The organism is Klebsiella sp. RHBSTW-00484 (genome assembly GCF_013705725.1).
In the GTDB taxonomy this organism is placed as follows: Bacteria; Pseudomonadota; Gammaproteobacteria; order Enterobacterales; family Enterobacteriaceae; genus Klebsiella.
In genome coordinates this window covers 2,927,372-2,947,116 of sequence record NZ_CP055481.1, presented here as the reverse complement: position 1 = coordinate 2,947,116, position 19,745 = coordinate 2,927,372, and the positions used below count along the sequence as shown (strand labels likewise).

At 57.1% G+C, this 19,745-nt stretch carries 18 protein-coding genes and 1 pseudogene; 7 read left to right on the top strand and 12 right to left on the bottom strand.

Annotated features, from left to right (window positions below; translation table 11 throughout):
- Nucleotides 1-25: 25 nt before the first annotated feature.
- The 8 genes and pseudogenes from HV213_RS14045 to sad form a co-directional block, all read right to left on the bottom strand.
- On the bottom strand, nucleotides 26-919 hold the full coding sequence (locus HV213_RS14045) for an ABC transporter substrate-binding protein (protein ID WP_181486134.1): 894 nt from the start codon (nucleotides 917-919) through the stop codon (nucleotides 26-28).
- Nucleotides 916-1,695 (bottom strand): amino acid ABC transporter ATP-binding protein, encoded by a 780-nt coding sequence (locus tag HV213_RS14040; protein WP_181486133.1) that lies wholly within the window; start codon nucleotides 1,693-1,695, stop codon nucleotides 916-918. Before HV213_RS14040 ends, HV213_RS14045 begins: the two co-directional genes overlap by 4 nt.
- Entirely contained in the window at nucleotides 1,679-2,605 is a 927-nt protein-coding gene (locus tag HV213_RS14035; protein ID WP_181486132.1) for an amino acid ABC transporter permease, read from the bottom strand. The genes HV213_RS14040 and HV213_RS14035 overlap by 17 nt, the downstream gene beginning before the upstream one ends.
- Nucleotides 2,606-2,614: 9 nt before the next feature.
- Nucleotides 2,615-3,124 carry a GNAT family N-acetyltransferase gene (locus HV213_RS14030; protein ID WP_181486131.1) on the bottom strand — a complete coding sequence of 170 codons (510 nt, stop codon included), beginning with the start codon at nucleotides 3,122-3,124 and terminating at the stop codon, nucleotides 2,615-2,617.
- Nucleotides 3,125-3,135: 11 nt separating this feature from the next.
- Nucleotides 3,136-5,400 (bottom strand): annotated as a pseudogene (locus HV213_RS33245) (NtaA/DmoA family FMN-dependent monooxygenase).
- Nucleotides 5,401-5,424: 24 nt separating this feature from the next.
- The gene (locus HV213_RS14015; RefSeq protein WP_181486128.1) at nucleotides 5,425-6,546 is read right to left on the bottom strand and encodes an amidohydrolase; all 1,122 of its coding nucleotides are present in this window, start codon (nucleotides 6,544-6,546) and stop codon (nucleotides 5,425-5,427) included.
- Nucleotides 6,543-7,544, bottom strand: a complete 1,002-nt coding sequence (locus HV213_RS14010) for an MsnO8 family LLM class oxidoreductase (RefSeq protein ID WP_181486127.1) — start codon at nucleotides 7,542-7,544, stop codon at nucleotides 6,543-6,545. The genes HV213_RS14015 and HV213_RS14010 overlap by 4 nt, the downstream gene beginning before the upstream one ends.
- Nucleotides 7,545-7,905: 361 nt before the next feature.
- Nucleotides 7,906-9,291, bottom strand: coding sequence for a succinate-semialdehyde dehydrogenase (gene sad / locus HV213_RS14005; RefSeq protein WP_181486126.1), 1,386 nt, complete (start codon nucleotides 9,289-9,291; stop codon nucleotides 7,906-7,908).
- 105 nt (nucleotides 9,292-9,396) lie between these two features.
- Here sad and ptrR point away from each other — a divergent pair, with 105 nt between their 5' ends.
- Nucleotides 9,397-10,275, top strand: a complete 879-nt coding sequence (ptrR, locus tag HV213_RS14000; RefSeq protein ID WP_142513863.1) for a putrescine utilization regulator PtrR — start codon at nucleotides 9,397-9,399, stop codon at nucleotides 10,273-10,275.
- On the opposite strand, the gene HV213_RS13995 is transcribed toward ptrR, so the two are convergent.
- A complete protein-coding gene (locus HV213_RS13995; RefSeq protein ID WP_181486125.1) occupies nucleotides 10,229-10,711 on the bottom strand; it encodes a GNAT family N-acetyltransferase in 483 nt (160 codons plus the stop codon). The two genes, ptrR and HV213_RS13995, sit on opposite strands and share 47 nt — an antisense overlap.
- A gap of 145 nt (nucleotides 10,712-10,856) precedes the next feature.
- Here HV213_RS13995 and HV213_RS13990 point away from each other — a divergent pair, with 145 nt between their 5' ends.
- Entirely contained in the window at nucleotides 10,857-11,801 is a 945-nt protein-coding gene (locus HV213_RS13990) for an L-lactate dehydrogenase (RefSeq protein WP_181486414.1), read from the top strand.
- 13 nt (nucleotides 11,802-11,814) lie between these two features.
- On the opposite strand, the gene HV213_RS13985 is transcribed toward HV213_RS13990, so the two are convergent.
- From HV213_RS13985 to dtnK, 3 genes are read right to left on the bottom strand one after another with little or no spacing between them, the layout of a single operon-like run.
- Complete coding sequence (locus HV213_RS13985) at nucleotides 11,815-12,576, bottom strand: DeoR/GlpR family DNA-binding transcription regulator (RefSeq protein ID WP_181486124.1); 762 nt, start codon at nucleotides 12,574-12,576, stop codon at nucleotides 11,815-11,817.
- Between the two features lies 1 nt (nucleotide 12,577).
- Nucleotides 12,578-13,564, bottom strand: a complete 987-nt coding sequence (locus HV213_RS13980; protein WP_181486123.1) for a D-threonate 4-phosphate dehydrogenase — start codon at nucleotides 13,562-13,564, stop codon at nucleotides 12,578-12,580.
- On the bottom strand, nucleotides 13,557-14,795 hold the full coding sequence (gene dtnK / locus HV213_RS13975) for a D-threonate kinase (RefSeq protein ID WP_181486122.1): 1,239 nt from the start codon (nucleotides 14,793-14,795) through the stop codon (nucleotides 13,557-13,559). Before dtnK ends, HV213_RS13980 begins: the two co-directional genes overlap by 8 nt.
- A 176-nt stretch (nucleotides 14,796-14,971) precedes the next feature.
- Here dtnK and HV213_RS13970 point away from each other — a divergent pair, with 176 nt between their 5' ends.
- The 5 genes from HV213_RS13970 to HV213_RS13950 all read left to right on the top strand — a co-directional run bounded on the left by HV213_RS13970 (nucleotide 14,972) and on the right by HV213_RS13950 (nucleotide 19,737).
- A complete protein-coding gene (locus tag HV213_RS13970; protein WP_181486121.1) occupies nucleotides 14,972-16,117 on the top strand; it encodes an iron-containing alcohol dehydrogenase in 1,146 nt (381 codons plus the stop codon).
- Between the two features lie 19 nt (nucleotides 16,118-16,136).
- Nucleotides 16,137-17,021 carry a dihydrodipicolinate synthase family protein gene (locus HV213_RS13965; protein WP_181486120.1) on the top strand — a complete coding sequence of 295 codons (885 nt, stop codon included), beginning with the start codon at nucleotides 16,137-16,139 and terminating at the stop codon, nucleotides 17,019-17,021.
- A 281-nt stretch (nucleotides 17,022-17,302) separates the two neighbouring features.
- Nucleotides 17,303-18,064, top strand: coding sequence for a TerC family protein (locus tag HV213_RS13960; RefSeq protein WP_181486119.1), 762 nt, complete (start codon nucleotides 17,303-17,305; stop codon nucleotides 18,062-18,064).
- Nucleotides 18,065-18,094: 30 nt separating this feature from the next.
- Nucleotides 18,095-19,270 (top strand): sialidase family protein, encoded by a 1,176-nt coding sequence (locus HV213_RS13955; RefSeq protein WP_181486118.1) that lies wholly within the window; start codon nucleotides 18,095-18,097, stop codon nucleotides 19,268-19,270.
- Nucleotides 19,267-19,737, top strand: coding sequence for a NanQ anomerase/TabA/YiaL family protein (locus HV213_RS13950; RefSeq protein WP_181486117.1), 471 nt, complete (start codon nucleotides 19,267-19,269; stop codon nucleotides 19,735-19,737). Before HV213_RS13955 ends, HV213_RS13950 begins: the two co-directional genes overlap by 4 nt.
- Nucleotides 19,738-19,745 lie beyond the last annotated feature (8 nt).

The following is a 19,745-nucleotide window of genomic DNA, read 5'->3' as shown; positions in this document are numbered from 1 at the left end:
ACACTCCTGCGGAACAGCGGTTTTTTTAGTAAGTTATCCCCGGCGGATTAACCTGCGATTGCGCCACCTCTTCGCCCTGCTCGCCCCAGCGAGCCAGCACCTTCTGGTACTCTCCGCGAGCAATAGCGCCATCCAGCGCGGCCTGAAGCGCAAAGACCAGTCCGTTGCCTTTTTTGGTGGTAGTGGCGACGTAAGCTTTTTTCGGCCCCAGCCCCACGACTTTAGTTTTGCCGCTTAGCGCCGCTTTGTAAGCCGCCACCGACTGAGGACCAAAGAACACATCCGCCCGCCCGGACTGAATATAGAGGTTGCCGGAAGCGTCATCGGTCAAGTAGACGGGCAGCGCCGGTTTGCGCCCGGCGGCTTCGTTTTCGGCATTCCAGCCAAGTAGAATTCGTTCTTGATTGGTCCCGGAACCGACAATCACCTTTTTGCCGGAAAGATCCGCCGGACCGTTTACACGGGCGATATCGCTGGTGGATTTCACGGAAAACGCCAGCGAGTCGACGCGGTAGGTGGCAAAATCAAACTTCTCTTTACGCTGCTCGGTCACCGCAATATTGACCAGCGCCACGTCGTAGCGCCCGGAGGTGATCCCCAGCGGCCAGTCCTCCCAGGCGGTGGGGACCAGCTTCAGCTTCAACCCAAGACTCCCGGCCAGCAGCCTGGCGATATCCGGATCGCTACCGATACGCGTGCGGTTATCGCTGGCCAGCAGCGCCAGAGGCGGCGAATTGAGCGCTGAAATAGCGACCGTCAACGTTCCAGGTTCAACGAACCGATAGTTTACCGGGATCTTCGCGATTGCCTGTTCATCGCGCGTCACCGGCAGCGGCTGCTCATTGGCGCGCAGGTCGATTGCCGCCTGCGTACCAGCAGACAGAGTGAAAAGTGTCAGGGCAAAAAATCCATTTCTCATGCCGGTAGTACCCTCGATAAAAATTGCCGCGTGCGCTGATGCTGCGGATGGTTGAGCACCTCATCGCTGCTGCCCTGCTCGACAATCTTGCCGTCGACCATAAACACCACCTGATCCGCCACTTCTTTGGCAAAGCCGATTTCATGGGTCACCACAACAAGAGTGGTACCGGAGCGCGCCAGTTTTTTAATCACATCCAGCACTTCCCCCACCAGCTCGGGATCGAGCGCGGAGGTCGGTTCATCAAACAGAATCACTCGCGGTTTGAGCGCCAGCGCGCGGGCAATGGCGATGCGCTGCTGCTGACCGCCGGAAAGGTGCCGTGACCAGGCGTCGGCTTTATTGCGCAGCCCCACGACATCCAGCAGTTCATAGGCGCGTTCAATGGCCTCTTTGCGGGTTACCTGTTTATGGGCGATGGGCGCTTCAATCAGATTTTCCAGCACCGTCAGGTGCGGGAACAGATTGAAGTTCTGAAACACGTAACCGACGTTAACCCGCTGACGAAGGATATCTTTCTCTTTCAATTCATACAGCTTATCGCCTTTACGACGGTAGCCAATATAGTCTCCATCAATCTGGATAAAGCCTTCATCGACACGCTCCAGGTGATTAATCGCCCGCAACAGCGTCGATTTTCCCGAACCGGACGGCCCAAGGATCACCGTGACCGTGCCAGGTTTAATTTCCAGCGACACGTCATCGAGCGCTTTATGGCGACCGAAATATTTGCTGACGCCGGTAATGGAAATATGACCATTATGAGAGTTGGGCATGAACGGGCTCCTGCGGTTGTGGGCGACGAACGGGTTCAACGCGACGGCTGCTGCGTGCACTATTGACCGCTGAACGGCGTTCGCTGCGTGCCAGGCCGCGTTCGACCAGATACTGAATCAGCGACAGCACGCTGGTGATCACCAGATACCAGGCGGCCCCAACCATTAGCAGCGGGATCACTTCCTGAGTGCGGTTGTAGATCATCTGGATGGTGTAGAACAGCTCCGGCATCGCCAGCACGTAGACCATCGCCGTTCCTTTGGCGAGGCTAATAATTTCGTTAAAACCGGCCGGTAAAATAGTGCGCAGCGCCTGCGGCAGAATAATGCGCAGGGTGCGACGGCTGGCCGGAAGCCCCAGCGCCGCCGCAGCTTCATATTGACCGTGATCGACGCCAAGGAAGCCTCCGCGAATAATTTCGGCGGTGTAAGCGCTCTGCACCAGCGTTAGCCCAACCACGGCGGTGGAAAACTGCCCCAGTACGTTGATGGTTTCATAGCTGGCCCAGCTAATGCCGGTGAACGGAATGCCAATCGACAGCGTGTCGTAGAGATAAGAGAAGTTGTAGAGAATAATCAGCACCACGATCAGCGGCAGCGAGCGGAACAGCCAGATATAACCCCAGGCGAGGCTGCTCAGCAGCCATGAGCTGGAGAGTCGGGCCAGCGCCAGCAGTCCGCCTAAAATGACGCTCAGCACCGTACCGAGTAAAGTCAGCAGCAGCGTCTGCCCCAACCCTTCGAGGATCACCGGGTCAAAGAACCAGCGGGCAAAGACGCCCCACTCCCAGCGCGGGTTAAAAGCAACGGACTGAATGACCACTGCCAGCGCCAGCAGCGCCAGCACCGCGCCAACCGCCCGCAGCGGATAGCGTGCGGGGACAACCTTAATCGTTTCCGGGTTATGCATATTGGCTCCTTAAGCGCTCTGGCTTAGCGCGCTGACCGCCAGCGCTTTCGTGAAGCGCAGCCGACCATCAAACGGCGGCAGGCTGTACTCTTCCGGGTCGCGATTGAGGTCAAACTGCGCCTCATAGCCCTGGCTCAGGTAGAGCCGTACCGCTTCCGGTTGACGAAAACCGGTGGTCAGGTAGATGTGGCTATAGCCTGCAAGCAACGCCCGGCGCTCCAGCTCTTGCACAACTTTCCCCGCCAGTCCTTGCTGGCGCAGACCTCGATGGGTCCAGATCCGCTTGATTTCTGCGGTACTGGCATCTTTTGGCTTATACGCACCGGTGGCAATAATTTCGCCGTCGCGCTCCAGCACAATAAATAGCCCCTGCGGAGCCAGGTACCACTCGGTCAGCTCGACTTCGGCATCACGGGAAAAATAATCACCGTAACGCGAGGCGTATTCGCCAAACAGCCCCTCAATTATCGGCTGTAGCTCCGGCGTTTCCGGAGACACATCGCGGAAGATATCGCGCATAACGCCTCCTGTTAGTCGCCAAGTCCGGCCGGGTTAATTTCAGATTGTGGAATGCTCTCCACCCCTTCGCCCCAGCGGTTCAGCACTTTGGCGTAGTCGCCGCTCTGAATTGCGCCGTTCAGCGCCGTCTGTACTGGCTCTACCAGGCCGCTGCCTTTTTTCACCGTTACCGCGATATGCGCCGCCTTCGGCCAGCCGCCGTCAACGCTACCCACCAGTTTGGTTTTGCCGGTCAGCGCTGCTTTCCACGCGCCAATAACGTTCGGACCGAAGAACGCATCTGCACGCCCGGATTGCAGCGCCAGTGTCTGGGCGGCATCATCTTTGGTATACACCGGGGTAAACGGCTTCAGCCCTTTCTTGACGTTTTCCGCATTCCACGCCAGCAGGATCGCTTCCTGATTGGTGCCGGATCCGACGATGATCCGCAGCCCGGCGATATCCTCCGCTTTTTCAATTTTGTTCAGCGGGCTGGTGCTCTTCACGTAAAAGCCGAGCGAATCCTTGCGGTAGGTGGCAAAGTCGAACTTCTCTTTGCGCTCTTTGGTGACGGTAATATTGCTGACTGCGGCATCATATTTGCCGGAGGCGACGCCGAGCGGCCAGTCTTCCCAAGAGGTGGGGACCACGTTCAGCTCCAGCCCGAGGCTATCGGCCACCAGGCGGGCGATATCCACCTCGCTGCCGAGCAGGGTTTTGTTATCGTCGGAGAAAACGGTCAGCGGCGGCGAGTTTAGCGCCGCCACCGCGACGGTCAGTTTGCCCGGCACGGCCAGGTGAAGGCCTTTCGGCAACTGCGCGATGGCCTGCGGGTTTTTCGCCGTATGAATCGGCGTTTTGTTGGCTTCCAGGCTCACGCCGGTGCCGTTGATATTGACGTTCTGCGCCCACGATGAGGTGCTAACGGCCAGCGCAAGCGCCAGTAAGAATGATTTTTTCTGCATAGCGAGTGTTCTCTATTATTGTTTTTGGAATTGATTCACGGGCTCAGCCAGCCCTAAGCTTTCGCGCAACGTGGTGCCGGGATAGTCGTGGCGAAATAACCCACGCTGCTGAAGAATCGGCACCACCTGATCCACAAAGCGCGGGAAGGTATCCGGCGTGCCGCCCTGGATAATAAAACCGTCCGCCGCCCGCTGTTCAAACCACAGTTGCAAACCATCGGCCACCTCTTCGGCGGTCCCGGCAAAACGCGGGCGCGGGCTGGCGGCTTCCAGCGCCACCTGGCGTAGGGTCAGGCTGCGCTCGCGGGCGTTGCGTTTAATCTCATCAGTGGTGCTGCGAAAGCTGTTCTGCCCGAGGTCGCCGATATCCGGGAAGGGTTCATCCAGCGGATACTGGGCAAAGTCGTGGTGCTCGAAATAGCGACCGAGATAATTCAGCGCATCGTCAATTGATACCAGCGCGGCGGTGGTTTGATATTGCTGTTCCACGTCTTCGGCGCTATCGCCCACAATCACGCTGACGCCCTGGAAAATATGTAGCGTATTCTCATGACGACCATGCGCCGCAAGCTGGCTTTTCACATCGCGATAAAAAGCCTGTGCTTCCGCCAGCGATTCCTGATGGGTGAAAATAGCATCAGCATGGGTCGCCGCCAGCTTTTTACCGTCATCGGAGGCACCGGCCTGAAAGATAATCGGACGCCCCTGCGGCGTGCGGGCAATATTCAGCGGCCCGGCGACTTTAAAGAAATCGCCGTGGTGGTCGAGAGTGTGCAGCTTATTTTTATCAAAAAACTGCCCGCTCTGTTTATTACGCACAAAAGCATCCTGTTCCCAGGAGTCCCATAGCCCTTTCACCACCTGCAAATATTCATCGGCGATGCGATAGCGCAGGGCATGGTCCGGGTGCTGCGCACGGGAGAAGTTTTTCGCTGAGCCTTCCAGCGGCGAGGTCACCACGTTCCAGCCTGCGCGACCGCCGCTCAGGTGGTCGAGACTGGCAAACTGGCGCGCGGTGGTAAAGGGTTCGCTGTAGGAGGTCGACAGAGTACCAACCAGGCCTAAATGCGAAGTCACCGCCGCCAGGGTGGATAATACCGTCAGCGGTTCGAAGCGATTTAAAAAATGTGGGATCGATTTTTCATTAATATATAAACCGTCGGCAACAAAAATAAAGTCTAGCTTGCCCTCTTCCGCTTTTAGCGCCGTTTGCTTAACAAAATCGAAATTAATACTGGCGTCCGCCAGCGCAGCCGGATGACGCCATGCTGACATATTTCCCGATGCGCCATGTAATATCGTGCCAATGCGCAGTTGCCGTTGTTCAGACATCGTTAACCCTTCCCTTGTCAAAATCTACAGTTGTTGAAGTGCCTGTTCCGCCAGGCGGGCAAAATAGTGCGCCGCCGGGGCAATTAAACGCTCATCCGGATTAAACGCCGGATGGTGGAGACCAAATTCGCTGGCGCTGCCGATGCTGACAAACGCGCCGGGGATATGCTGGAGATAAACGGCAAAGTCTTCACCGCCGAGGTGTAAATCCGCATGGTGCGTGCGGTAGCCAGATTTATCGGCCACGTCGCTGGCAAAGGCAGCCCAGCGTTCGTCATTCACCAGTGCGGTCGGACCGGAATACCAGAACACGTCGATCTGCGCGCCGAAGGCGCTGGCGAACCCGGCGGCGATTTCGCTAACCCGGGCTTTTACCCGCTGTTGAACTTCGCTGCTGTGGGTGCGCAGCGTCCCTTCCAGCTCAACGCTTTCCGGCAGCACGTTCCAGGTATTGCCGCCCTGAATACGCGTCACGCTAAGCACCACGGAATCAAGGGTATTCACTTCGCGGCTGGCAACGCTTTGCAGCAGAGTGACTAGCTGGCTGGCCAGCAGGATAGCGTCTTTGCCTTCATGGGGCCGTGCGGCGTGCGCACCTTTACCGGTCACCTTAAACACAAAGCGATCGACGTTGGCGTAAAACGCGCCGCCACGGGTGGCGAATTCACCGACCGGCAGGCCCGGCTCATTATGCATACCGAAAATCGCCGATACGCCCTCCAGCACGCCCGCGCGGATCAGGGTCTTCGCGCCGCCGAAGTTTTCCTCCGCTGGCTGGAACAGAATGCGGACTCGTCCCGCAAGCTGCGCTTCGCGTTGTTTAAGCAAAAGGGCCGCGCCAAGAATAACGCTGGTATGGATATCATGCCCACAGGCGTGCATCACCCCGGCATTTTGCGAGCGAAACGCTACGCTGGTTGCCTCTTCAATGGGCAATGCGTCGATATCGGCACGCAGAGCAATCACCTTATCGCCGGAACCGACTTCGGCGACCGCGCCGGTTTTCAGATCATAAGGCAGCAAGTTGATACCACCGCTTTGCAGCCAGTCGCGAATACGCGCAGTGGTGTCGACTTCCTGCAACGAGAGTTCCGGGAACTGGTGCAGCTCGCGCCGCCAGCGAATTAACTGCTCGTCAAAGCTCATGGCTGCACCTCCGCGCTCAGATGCGCCTGGGCCAGCAGGCGTAAGGAGTTAAGACGCGCCGCGCCGTCGGTAATGGGGGTGTCGATAATAAATTCGTCAATGTTCCAGGCGGACTGGAGCGCATCGAGCTGCGCTTTCACCTCTTCCGCGGTACCAAACAACACGGCAGATTCCCGGCGGGCAATACGCGTTGGCCTGCTGCCCGCCTGACGGGCAAACGCCGCCGCCTGCGCTTCGCTGCCAACGCTCACCCGCTGGCCGTTTTCCAGCTCAACGCCCCACACTTCTACCTGTTTCGCCAGTTCGGTTGCCGTGGCGGCATCTTCAGCGACCACCACCTGAACCGCGACAATCGCCTCGCGACGGCTGAGTTCACGCCAGCGAGTCAGCACGTCGCGCAGCAGATTTTTATCGCCGTTGAGATGAGCGGCAAAGACAAAGTTCCAGTCAAGCTGTGCCGCCAGCTGTGCGCTCTCAAGGCTGGCTCCCAGGAGAAAGCCATCGGCACGACGCGGCGGGATCGGCGTGGCGCGCACGCTCTCTTCACCATCGGCATCGGTTAGCGATAGCCAGTTATCCAGTTGCGCAAGTTGATCAGCGAATGAGCCTTTTTCCTGTGGATTAAGCCCTTGTTGTAAAGCGCGAGTGGAGAGCGGCAGGCCGCCGGGTGCTTTGCCGACGCCAAGATCAACGCGCCCCGGCGCAATGGCGGCGAGCATATTGAAATTTTCCGCCACTTTGTACGGGCTGTAGTGTTGCAGCATGACGCCGCCAGAGCCGACGCGAATTTTACGGGTTTGTCCGAGGATCCAGGCGATCGCCAGCTCCGGCGACGGGCTCGCGAGCTGGTCGGTATTGTGGTGTTCGGCAATCCAGAAACGGTGATAGCCCCAGGCTTCCGCCTGTTGCGCAAGCGTTAATGTACGCGCTAGCGCCTGTGCTGCCGTTTCCCCGGCTGCCAGCGGGCTTTTATCCAGGATACTGATTCGATAAGACATTTAGCAGGCTCATGTGAATTAACATGTCTGCATTATTAGAAGCGGTCGCGGCCGCTGAGAAACAATTTATTTACATGTGCTCTGCCGGAAATTAGATATGCGGGGGTACGGAGTACCATTGGGAAAGGTCAAAAGCTCCCGGAGGCGGTGCTGGCGCACCTGTCCGGGCTACCGGTCCACAGGCGATTGTGAACCCGTACCCCGGCTGAGCTCAGTGCGAGCCGGGGGAGATATCTGCAGCAACATTGCAATCTGTTTTCCCGGAGGCGGTGCTGGCGCACCTGTCTGGACTACCGGTCCACAGGCGATTGTGAACCCGTAGCCCGGCTGAGCGCAGCGCGAGCCGGGGGTTTTCTGGAGGTTAGCGACGATCTTTCCAGACGGTTTGCACGTTGCAGAATTCGTGCAGGCCGAAGTGGGATAGCTCACGACCAAATCCGCTTTTCTTCACCCCGCCGAACGCCACGCGGGCATCGCTGGCGCAGTAGCCGTTGATAAACACTCCGCCGCACTCCAGCTCACTGGCGAAACGCTGAGCCTGCTCCTCGCTGGTGGTATAAACCGTCGCAGAGAGGCCAAACTCGCTATCGTTTGCCAGCGCCAGTGCGTGGTCGGCGTCTCGTGCTTCGGTGATGGTCGCCACCGGGCCAAACAGCTCCTGACGAAAACCGGTCATCTCGGCGGTGACGTTCCCCAGCACCGTTGGCGCATAGTAGTTACCCGCACCTTCGATTTTCTCCGCACCCAGCAACAGCGTTGCGCCTTCTTTTAAGGTTGCAAGCACCTGCTCATGCAGCTCATCGCGCAGGTCGAAGCGCGCCATTGGCCCAACATAGTTCTGCTCATCGCGCGGATCGCCCATTTTCAGCGCGGCGACGGCGGCGACGAATTTCTGCGTAAAGGCGTCAACAATCCCCGCTTCAACGATAAAGCGTTTTGCGGCGGCGCAGACCTGCCCGGTATTCTGATAACGACCAATCACCGCGGCTTTTACCGCCTCGTCGAGGTCGGCGTCGTTCAGCACGATAAACGGATCGGAGCCACCCAGCTCCAGCACGCATTTTTTCAACGCCGCACCGGCCTGCGCGCCAATAGCCTTCCCGGCCCGCACGCTGCCGGTGACGGTCACGGCGGCAATACGCGAATCGTTAATAATCTGTGAAACGCCGTCGTTGGTAGCATTAACCCAACCAAACACGCCAGCCGGGACGCCCGCTTGTGCGAAGATCTCACCCATTATCGCCGCGCTGCCCATCACGTTCGGCGCATGTTTGAGCAAATAGCTGTTACCTGCCAGCAGAATCGGTACCGCACCGCGCAGCACCTGCCACACCGGGAAGTTCCACGGCATGATAGCCAGAATGGGACCCATCGGGCGGAATTCAATCACCGCTTTATTGTCTTCAACCAGAGTCGCTTCGGTACTAAGCATCGCCGGACCATGCTCGGCATACCAGTCGCAAAGATTGGCTGATTTAGCGACTTCGCCGCGCGCCTGGGCAATCGGCTTGCCCATCTCAAGGCTAATCATTTGCGCCAACTCTTCAGCGCGGATACGCATCGCGCTGCCGACGTTACGCAGCGCCGCCGCGCGGTTCGCCACGCTGACGTTGCGCCACTGGCGATAACCCTGGTCCGCAAGGGCAATCGCTGAATCGACTTGCTGTTCGGTCGCCCACGGCAGAGACGACACCATTTCACCTGTCGTCGGATTCACGGAAACCGCATGAGTTGCAGATAAATTCATCGTTTTTCTCTCTGTGTTGATTGCGAAGTGACCTTATTCTGGCTTACCCTACCGTTCATTAAAAATGAATAATATTAAGCAACATTTTCACAAAAAGAGAATGCTATGGATCTGACCCAACTCGAGATGTTCAACGCCGTCGCTATTACCGGCAGCATCACTCAGGCCGCGCAAAAGGTACATCGCGTGCCGTCAAACCTGACGACCCGTATTCGCCAACTGGAGGCAGATCTCGGCGTCGAGTTGTTTATCCGCGAAAACCAGCGCCTGCGCCTGTCGCCCGCCGGGCACAGTTTTTTACGCTATAGTCAGCAAATTCTGGCTCTCGTTGATGAGGCACGCATGGTGGTTGCCGGGGATGAACCCCAGGGGCTGTTTTCGCTCGGTTCGCTGGAAAGTACCGCCGCCGTGCGCATCCCTACTACGCTGGCGCACTTTAATCAGCGCTACCCAAAGATTCATCTTGCCCTCTCCACCGGCCCCTCCGGCACCATGATCGACGGCGTACTTGAAGGCAATCTTAGCGCGGCCTTTGTTGACGGTCCGGTGGTACATCCGGGGCTTGAAGGGTTACCGGTGTTCCCGGAAGAGATGATGATCGTAGCACCAATGGGCCACCCGCCCATTGCTCGTGCCAGCGAAGTGAACGGAGCCAGCGTCTACGCGTTTCGCGCCAACTGTTCCTATCGACGTCATTTTGAAAGCTGGTTCCATGCCGATCGCGCCACGCCGGGTCGAATTCACGAAATGGAGTCCTATCACGGGATGCTGGCTTGCGTGATTACTGGGGCCGGGCTGGCGCTGATCCCGCGCAGCATGCTGGAGAGCATGCCAGGCCATCAGCAGGTCTCCGCCTGGCCGCTGGCCGAAGAGTGGCGATGGCTAACGACCTGTCTGGTGTGGCGTCGCGGGGCGAAAACCCGTCAACTTGAAGCGTTTATAGAACTGCTGAACGAAGATCGACAAGCAGCAGTTTCTCCATAAAGATGCTTAACGGGTCCGGCTGATACGGCGCGAAGGCGCTGCGGGTCTGATAGCCATTACGGGTATATAACGCCACGGCCGCATGCTGATGGATGCCGGTCTCCAGACGCACGGTGTGGCACTCGCGCCGTAAAGCCTCTTCTTCCAGCGCCGCCAGCAGTTTCTCGCCAAGCTGCTGACCGCGATGGGTCGGGTCGATAAATACCCGCTTCATCTCACCAAAGCCCTCCTCCCCCAGCACAATTGCCCCACAGCCAACAGCCTGCTGTTGAGGGTCGCGGATCAGCAGCGCAATCACCGATTCAGGCGGCAGCGCACTAAGATCTATCAGATGGTTGCTTTCGGCCGGATAAAGCGCCTGCTGGTAGACGTCCAGTTGGGCGATCAAGGCGTTCAATTCCGGGTGGTCCAGCGGGGTCGCGGCGATGGTATACATAAATAAGCTCCTTTTTTAAGCGCACTGTAACGCGAGGCGTACGCTGAACCGCCATAGCTTTAACTTATAGCTCCCGCCCCCTCTTGCGCTAACCCCTTGAGGCGCAGTAATTTTGCGGCACGATGTCTGTTATCAGGAAAAAATGATGAATACCAAAGCGCGTAAGGTGATGATTATCGGGGCCGGAAACGTCGGCGCCTCTGCGGCCTATGCCCTGTTGAACCAGAATATCTGCGAGGAGCTGATCCTCGTTGATCTGAACAAAGCCCGCGCCGAAGCCCACGCTCAGGACCTCAGTGATGCAGCTGCTTACATGCCGGGAATGATGACGATATCCACACGGGAAGCCGGCGACTGCGCCGATGTCGATATCGCGGTGATCACCGTTTCCGGCGGCGCTCTCAAACCGGGCCAGACGCGCCTGGACGAACTGACCAACACGGCGAAAATCGTCAAAAGTATCGTCCCGCAGATGATGAACGGCGGCTTCAACGGCATCTTTCTGATTGCCACTAACCCTTGCGACATTATCACCTGGCAGGTGTGGCAACTTTCAGGCCTGCCGCGTAATCAGGTACTGGGCACCGGCGTCTGGCTGGATACCACTCGCCTGCGCCGGGTGCTGGCCCAGGAGCTGGACATCGGCGCGCAAAGTATCGATGCCTTTATCCTCGGCGAACATGGCGATACCCAGTTTCCGGTATGGTCGCACTCGGCGGTCTACGGTTCAGCCATCGGTGACGTTTATCAAAAACATACCGGCAAAGCGCTGGACCGGGAGCTGATTGCCGAAAAAGTGCGCAAGCTGGGGTTTGAAATTTATTCGGGTAAAGGCTGCACCGAATATGGCGTTGCCGGGACCATCGCTGAGATCTGCCGCAATATTTTCACCGGCAGCCATCGTGCGCTGGCGGTGTCGTGCATTCTTGATGGCGAGTATGGCGTGAGCGGCGCGGCGGCGGGCGTTCCTGCGGTGCTGACGCAAAGCGGCGTGCAGCAGATTATTGAGTTGCAATTAGCCGACGACGAAGCGGAGAAATTCCGCCACTCTATTGAGGTGATTAAAGCCAATATCGCCCGTTTGCCGTAATCCGCGCTCCCGGCTAGTCAGCAATGAGCAGTCGGGGATGAATATGCGCTAACATCTCGCGCGTCTCTTCCGGCAGGTGATCATCAGTGATGATATCGGTTAACGAATCGAGATGAGTGATGTTGAACAGCGACCAGGCACCGTATTTCGAGCTGTCCGCCAGCAGAATTCGCCGCCGGGCATTGGCGATTAAATCGCGCTTGAGCGCCGCTTTTTCTTCTGTTGGCGAAGTGACGCCTTTCTCCAGATCCCAGCCATTGCAGCTGACAAAAGCCAGATCGGGCCAGATGTTTTGCAGCAGTCGGCGACCGTGTTCACCAATGCAGGACTGGCTGCTGTCGTCAATACGCCCGCCGATAATGGTCACTTCGATTTGCTTGAATTCGGATAAAAACAGAGCGATATGCAGATCGCTGGTGATTACTCGCAGCGGCAGATGAGTAATTTGCCGAGCGAGTTCAATCATCGTCGTCCCGGCATCGAGGACAATGGCATCCCCGGCCTTGACTAACGCCGCCGCCGCGCTGGCGATGGCGTATTTTTCCTGCAGGCTACGCTGGGATTTTTCCTGCGTCGTCGGCTGGGAAGGAATAAACCGGTTAAGGGTCACGCCGCCATGAGTACGGCTAATCACCCCTTCCTGATCGAGTTTAATCAGATCGCGGCGAATCGTTGCCGGCGACGCGTTGGTCACCGCCACGAGCTGATCCACTGTCACCAGATTATGGCTCTTCAGATAATCCATAATCTGCTCTAACCGGTTATATCCCTTCATGTTATTCCTGTGCTATTTGCATGGCGAGCTCAATAGAGGTAGCCATGCTGTCAGACTTAGCTTTACCTGTCCAGGCAATATCAAACGCCGTGCCGTGGTCTGCGGATGTACGAATAAACGGCAGTCCGGCAGTGATATTCACCCCATCATAAAACCCGAGCAGTTTTAGCGGAATGTGCCCCTGATCGTGATACATCGCCACCACCATATCAAACAGTCCCTCGTGGCACTGCATAAATACCGTATCCGGCGGGCATGGGCCGGTCACGTTCAACCCTTTGGCTTTCATCGCTTCAACGGCCGGGCCGACGATACGAATCTCTTCATCACCAAACAGACCGTTTTCCCCGGCGTGCGGGTTAACGCCTGCGACGGCAATGCGCGGATTGCTAAAGCCAACCCGACGCAGGAAGCTATCGGCGATACCAATCACCGTTTCGACTCGCGGCTGGTTCAGGGTATCGAGAAACTTGCGCAGCGCGACGTGGGTGGAAATATGGATAACTTTGAGCTTATCGGTATACAGCACCATCGCGTAATCTTTGGTCTGCGTCAGATGGGCCAGCATCTCGGTATGCCCCGGGAAATTGTGTCCTGCCAGGTGCAGCGCTTCTTTGTTCAACGGCGCGGTAGCAATCGCAAAAACCTCACCGGCCATCGCCAGTTCGGTCGCGCGCTTGATGCAACGGTAGGCCAAATCGCCCGCCTGCGCCTGCACTTCCCCGACGCGTAACCCTTCCGGGTCGGCCAGCGGTTCGTCGATAACGTTAATGGTGCCGGGGCTAAACTGTGCCTGTCCGGGATTATCAATGATTCGCAACTCGGCGCGCGGAGTGATCTCCATCGCCAGGATCCGCCGCAGCGTCTGCGCGCAGCCCACCACCACAACCGGTGCGCCGTTCAGTTTCCCCTCAACCAGGGATTTGATAATAATTTCCGGGCCAATGCCTGCCGGGTCTCCCATCGTTACCGCAATGATGTTAGTCACTCATTTTCTCCTCAATAAAGTTCACGACTTCCAGCAGGGTGGTTTGTGTTCCGAATCCGCCTGCCTTGGTCATTACCGGCCGTTGCCAGCTACTACCCAGAAAATTGCCGTACGGCACGCACTGCGCCACGCGACCTGTAATATGAAATCCGCTGGCTCCCAGAGCCTGCGCGACGGCGATAGCCACATCACCGCCGGATAAATAGAGCGCTCCCGGCTGACTTTGCGCGATGGCCAGTTCGCTGACGCGCGCCAGATAAGCGCAAATACGCTCGCCGAGGGAAGTGCGATCGACCCCATGCCGTTGGCACAGGGCTTCAATCCCCTTTCGCGCCTCGCTATCGGGACGAGTGGTAACCACACAATGATTGTTTTCGCTCAACACCGCGGCAATGCGCCGGGCATCTGCCGTTGCGTCGCCGCCAAAGGCCATGGCGACATCAATTTCTACCCGTGTGATGCGAGGATGCTTCTCAAGGCATGCGACTTGCTGTTGAGCGATTTCACTCATCGAGCCAACGACCGCCAGCAGCGGCCCGTGCGGCGCGGTGGCCAGGTTTCGCGCCAGAGCGTCGCACAGCCCGGCAGACCCCACCAGCAGCACCCGCTGCGTAGATTCAGCCACTGCCGCGATAATGGCGTCCAGTTGGGCGTTCTCTTCTGCATCCACGATCAGCACGCTTGCTGCGTTTACGGTTTGCGCCAGCGCAGCCCCCAGCGTATCGACCGTCACCCGTGAACAGCGCGCATTGCTTTGCTGTGCCACCACGGTGGCGATATCAGCACTGCTAACCGGCGTTTTCGGGTCAGTTGCAAACTCAGTCTCATCAACCGGCAAGCCGTGCACATAGCACTTACCCTGCCGCGTCACCCGACCTGCCGCCGGGAAGGCAGGAGCCAGCACCGCGATCGGGCAGTTGAGCGCCGTCATTGCTGCGTCCAGTTCTGCGCCAAGATTCCCGCGCAGCGTGGAGTCGATTTTTTTTACCGTCCAGCGCGGCTGCAAACGCGGCAAAACCGCCTGTAGTAAATGCGTGACCCGCCGCGCCGCCTCTACAGCGGGCTGCGCACGGCTATCGCTATTGAGGATCAGCGCCTGCGCTTCTCCCTGATAGCTGGCGCTGAACGCCACTTCCGCCCGCATTCCAGTCTCCGCCAGGCTAACCCCTGCGTCATTGGCACCGGTAAAGTCATCTGCCAGCACCAGCACCTTGTTATCACCGCTGCCCATCGTTTTCCCTTTTCTCGCTGTTCGAAACTGTTTATGATTATATTCAATCACAATTGATTAAATGTGAGCAAGCTCAAGTTATTAAACCGCCGTATAAATTATAACTTCACCCACAATGTGAGTGACCCGAATAACGGATGATTAAATTTAATCATTCATAAGACAGGAGAAAGGAAGTGGCAACCATTAACAGCACTGTGATTAGCGGCGCGGGCGCGTTTACTGCCCTGGTTCCGTTGCTGGCAGGTAAACAGCGCATTTTGCTGATCACCGACGCCAACGTCGGCAAACTTGACGCTGCTCAGCAAATCCGCGCGATTCTGGAAGGTGAAGGACGTCAGGTACAGGTGATTGATGCGGTCCCTGCCGAGCCGAGCCAGCATGATATGGCGCAGATCCAGAACCTCGTTGGCGCAAGTCAGCCGGAATTAGTGGTCGGTATCGGCGGAGGTAGCGTCCTCGACGTGACCAAACTGCTCTCCGTTTTGCTGCATCCTTGCTCGCCGGGGCTGGACGCGCTGCTGGCAGGTGAAAAGCCGCAGCAAAAAGTGATGTCGCTGTTAATTCCTGCCACGGCGGGCACCGGCTCGGAAGCCACGCCGAACGCGATCCTGGCGATCCCGGAACAGAACACCAAGGTGGGGATTATCTCGCCGGTTTTGCTGCCGGATTATGTTGCCCTGCTGCCGGAACTGACCACCAGCATGCCCGCGCATATCGCCTCTTCGACCGGCATTGACGCACTGTGCCACCTGATTGAGTGCTTTACCTCAACCGTCGCTAACCCGGTTAGCGATAACGCGGCGCTGATTGGCCTGCGCAAACTGGTACGCAATATCGAGCTTTCGGTGACCGAGCCGCAGAATCTGACCGCGAAGCTGGAAATGCTGTGGGCCTCATATTATGGCGGCGTGGCAATTAACCATGCGGGCACCCATCTGGTCCACGCCCTCTCCTATCCGCTTGGCGGCAAATACCACCTGCCGCACGGCGTGGCTAACGCCATCCTGCTGGCACCTTGTATGAAGGTGGTGCGTCCGCACGCGGTAGCGAAGTTTGCGCAAGTCTGGGATTTGATCCCCGACGCCGACCAGACCCTCAGCGAGGAAGAGAAATCTCATGCGCTGGTTGAGTGGCTTGCCGCACTAGTAAAACGCCTGCAGCTACCGGATAACCTTGCCGCGCTGGGCGTACCGCAGGAGAGCATCATTGAGCTGAGCGAAGCGGCGCTTAACGTCAAACGTTTAATGAATAACGCGCCGTGCAGCGTGAGCCAGGATCAGGTCCAGGCGGTTTATCGCACCCTATTTCCAGAACAATAACACCAGGGAAGAAATGAGAATGAGCAATGCAATTACTGGCGTACTGACCGCCATTGTGACCCCTTTTACCGCCGATGGCGCAGTGAATATTCCGGCGCTGAAGCAGCAGGTCCAACGTCAGCTCGCCGCAGGAAACGGTATTTTTTGCGGCGGTACCAACGGCGAGTTTTTTGTGTTGAATGAAGCGGAAAAAGTCGCGGTTGCCAAAGCCTGCGTTGAAGAAGTGGCCGGGCGCGCCCACGTGGTGGCGCATATTGGCGAAGTGTCGACTCGCGAAACCATTCGTTTGGGTAAGCAGATTGAAAAGCTGGGCGTCGATGCGGTTTCGGTGATCACGCCGTGGTTTGTGCCGCTGAAGCAAGATGAGCTTATCAGCCACTACACCGCCATCGCTGACGACCTGAGCGTTCCGGTATTTCTCTACAACATTCCGGCACGTACTGGCAACACCATCGAACCGCAGACCGCGCGCACGCTGGCAAAACACCCGAACATTATCGGCGTCAAAGATAGCGCTGGCAGCTACGAAAGCCTGAAGGGCTTCCTTGATGCGGTGCAGGATATTGCCGATTTCAACGTGCTGAACGGTCCTGACTCGCTGATCCACCAGGGCTTCGTTGACGGCTGTTCCGCCTGTATTTCCGGGCTGGCCAACGTCGCGCCGAAAGAGATCAACGCCATCTGGGCAAACTTTAACGCGGGCGATGTTGACGGCTCCCGCCTGGCTCAGGAGAGCGTGACCGGACTACGTACCGATCTTTATAAAGTGGCGTTCTCCCCGGCAGCAGTGAAAAAAGCATTGCAGCTGATGGGCCATGAGGTTGGCGATAGCCGCTATGCGGTCAGCTTTACGCCAGCGCAGTGTGAGCAAATTAAACAGGTTATTGCTAAATATATTTCCTGACGATAACAGAAATAACTCCGGTGCTGTTTTAAACGAAAAGCAGCACCGACAAGATTCAAGATTATATACCCTAAATAATTCGAGTTGCAGGACAAAACGGTTAACCGTTTTGAACAGCGCTTGCGCTGGCCCTAAAAGGGTGAGTCCCGTAGGGGCGAATCACGCGGCAAGAGAGCAAATCTCCAGGAGCTTACTGGAGTAAGTGACTGGGATGAGCGAGTGCAGCCAACGCACATGCAGCTTGAAGTATGACGGGTATCGTAGCGTAAGGGATATTTTAAATGTTTATATGGATGCTTGACCCTGAAATATGGTTGACGCTGGTTACGCTCACCTTTCTGGAAATTATTCTCGGGGTCGATAATATTATTTTCCTCTCGCTGGTGGTGGCAAAACTTCCGCCACATCAGCAAAATATGGCCCGAAAGTTGGGATTAGGCGGCGCGATGGTAATGCGCGTGTTATTGCTGGTGTCGATTGCCTGGCTTGCGCACATTACGGTTCCGCTATTTACCATTGCGAATTTTGTCGTTTCAGTTCGCACAATCATTTTATTTGTTGGCGGTTGTTTCCTTATTTACAAATCGCTGCAGGAGATCCGCGGCGAACTGATGCAGGAAGAGGAGTCGCATGGCGGCAGCCAGGGCCAGATCTCGCTGGCAGGCGCTATCGTTCAGATCATGCTGCTGGATATTGTCTTCAGCCTGGACTCTGTGATCACCGCTGTCGGTTTGTCACAACATATTTTCATCATGATTACCGCCGTGATTATTGCCGTGGGCATAATGATGTTCGCCGCTAAAACCATTGGTGATTTTGTCAATAACACGCCAACCATGAAAATGCTGGCATTAACCTTTTTGTTGCTGGTCGGCGCATTATTGGTTGCCGATAGCCTGGAAGTCCATATTGCGAAGGGATATCTCTATTTTGCTATTTTCTTCTCCCTGACCGTAGAAACATTAAATATCGTTCGCACTAAAAAAATCATTAAGGCTTCGCAGCAGGATGAAGCTTACGACTCATTACAGCTCAATAAATAAAACCCTACTGAATAATAATGGAGTATGAATATGTCTGTAGTAACCGCAATTCGTGACGGGATGATTTGTCAGCATGAACAAGATGCGCGTGTGGAAACCGCGATGCTGCCGTCATCTTGCCCGCAAAACCATGCAGCTAACCTGCTGCCGCTGCCGGATGGCTCGCTGATGTGCGTGTGGTTTGGCGGTACCCAGGAAGGCGTTGCCGACATCTCCGTTTGGGGCTCGCGCCTGCTCCCGGAAAGCCGTCAGTGGAGCGATGCGGTGAAACTGTCCACTGATGCCAGCCGCTCCGAGCAGAACCCGGTACTGTTCCTGGCTCCGGATAACGTGCTGTGGCTGCTGTGGACCGCGCAGATCTCCGGCAACCAGGACACCGCCATCGTGCGTTATCGCCAGTCGACCGACCTGGGCCAGACCTGGGGCGAGATTGCCACCCTACTCGACAAACCCGGTACTTTTATTCGCCAGCCGATTACGGTGCTGGAGAACGGCAACTGGCTGCTACCGGTGTTTTATTGCCGCACTCAGCCGGGCGAAAAATGGGTTGGCAACGATGATATCAGCGCCGTCAAAATTTCCTCCGACCAGGGCAAAACCTGGCGCGACGTCGAAGTACCGCAAAGCCTCGGCTGCGTGCATATGAATATCACCGCCCTGCCAGGCGGCACGCTTGTCGCACTATTCCGCAGCCGCTGGGCCGACAATATCTACTACAGCCAGTCGGTAGACCATGGCGAAAGCTGGTCAGTACCGGAACCGACCGAGCTGCCTAACAACAACTCCTCGATCCAGGTGACCACTCTTGCCAGCGGCGAACTGGCACTGGTGTTTAACCACATGAGCGCAGCCGGGGCGCTGGAACGTCGTGCGTCGCTTTACGATGAAATCGACGATGGCGATAACAGCCGCAAAGAGCCGGAAGCCACCAATGGCCGCACCGCTTTCTGGGGCGCACCGCGTGCGCCGATGACCGTGGCTATCTCTGCCGATGGCGGTAAAACCTGGCCGTGGCAGCGTAACCTCGATGAAGGTGACGGCTACTGCATGACCAATAACTCGCTGGATAAACGTAACCGCGAGTTCTCCTACCCGAGCATCAAGCAAGGCGCGGACGGTTCGCTGCACATTGCCTACACCTGGTTCCGTCAGGCGATTAAATACGTGCACGTTTCCCCGCAATGGGTGAAGGAGTCCGCCCGATGATCGTCGGAAATCTTGGCGCCCTGCCGCTGGCAGGGCTTCCCCCCGCGCTGTGGCAAATATTGTCGCACCCGGACGCTTCGTTACAGGCGCTAAGCGCCAGGGAAGACGGACGCTGGCAACCGGAGGGTTGTGGCTGGTTTTGCAATATCGGCGAGGCGCATACCCAACCTGCCGCACAGCGCCACACCGAATATCACCATCAATGGGCCGATATTCAGGTGATGCTGTCGGGCTGCGAGGTGATTAACGCGGGAATGCTCTGCGTCGCGCAGGATGACGATGAAGAGCGCAAACCGGATCTGTTTATCGCCCGTGATTGCCAGCATCCGGTAGCCATCACCCTGCGTGCCGGTGATTTTGCAGTCTTCCTGCCTGGCGAGCCCCATCAGGCGCTGTGCGCGGTTGACGCGCCAGCCACGGTGCGCAAAGCGGTCTTTAAAGTGCCGCGTGAAATGCTGGAAGGGTAAATAAGGAG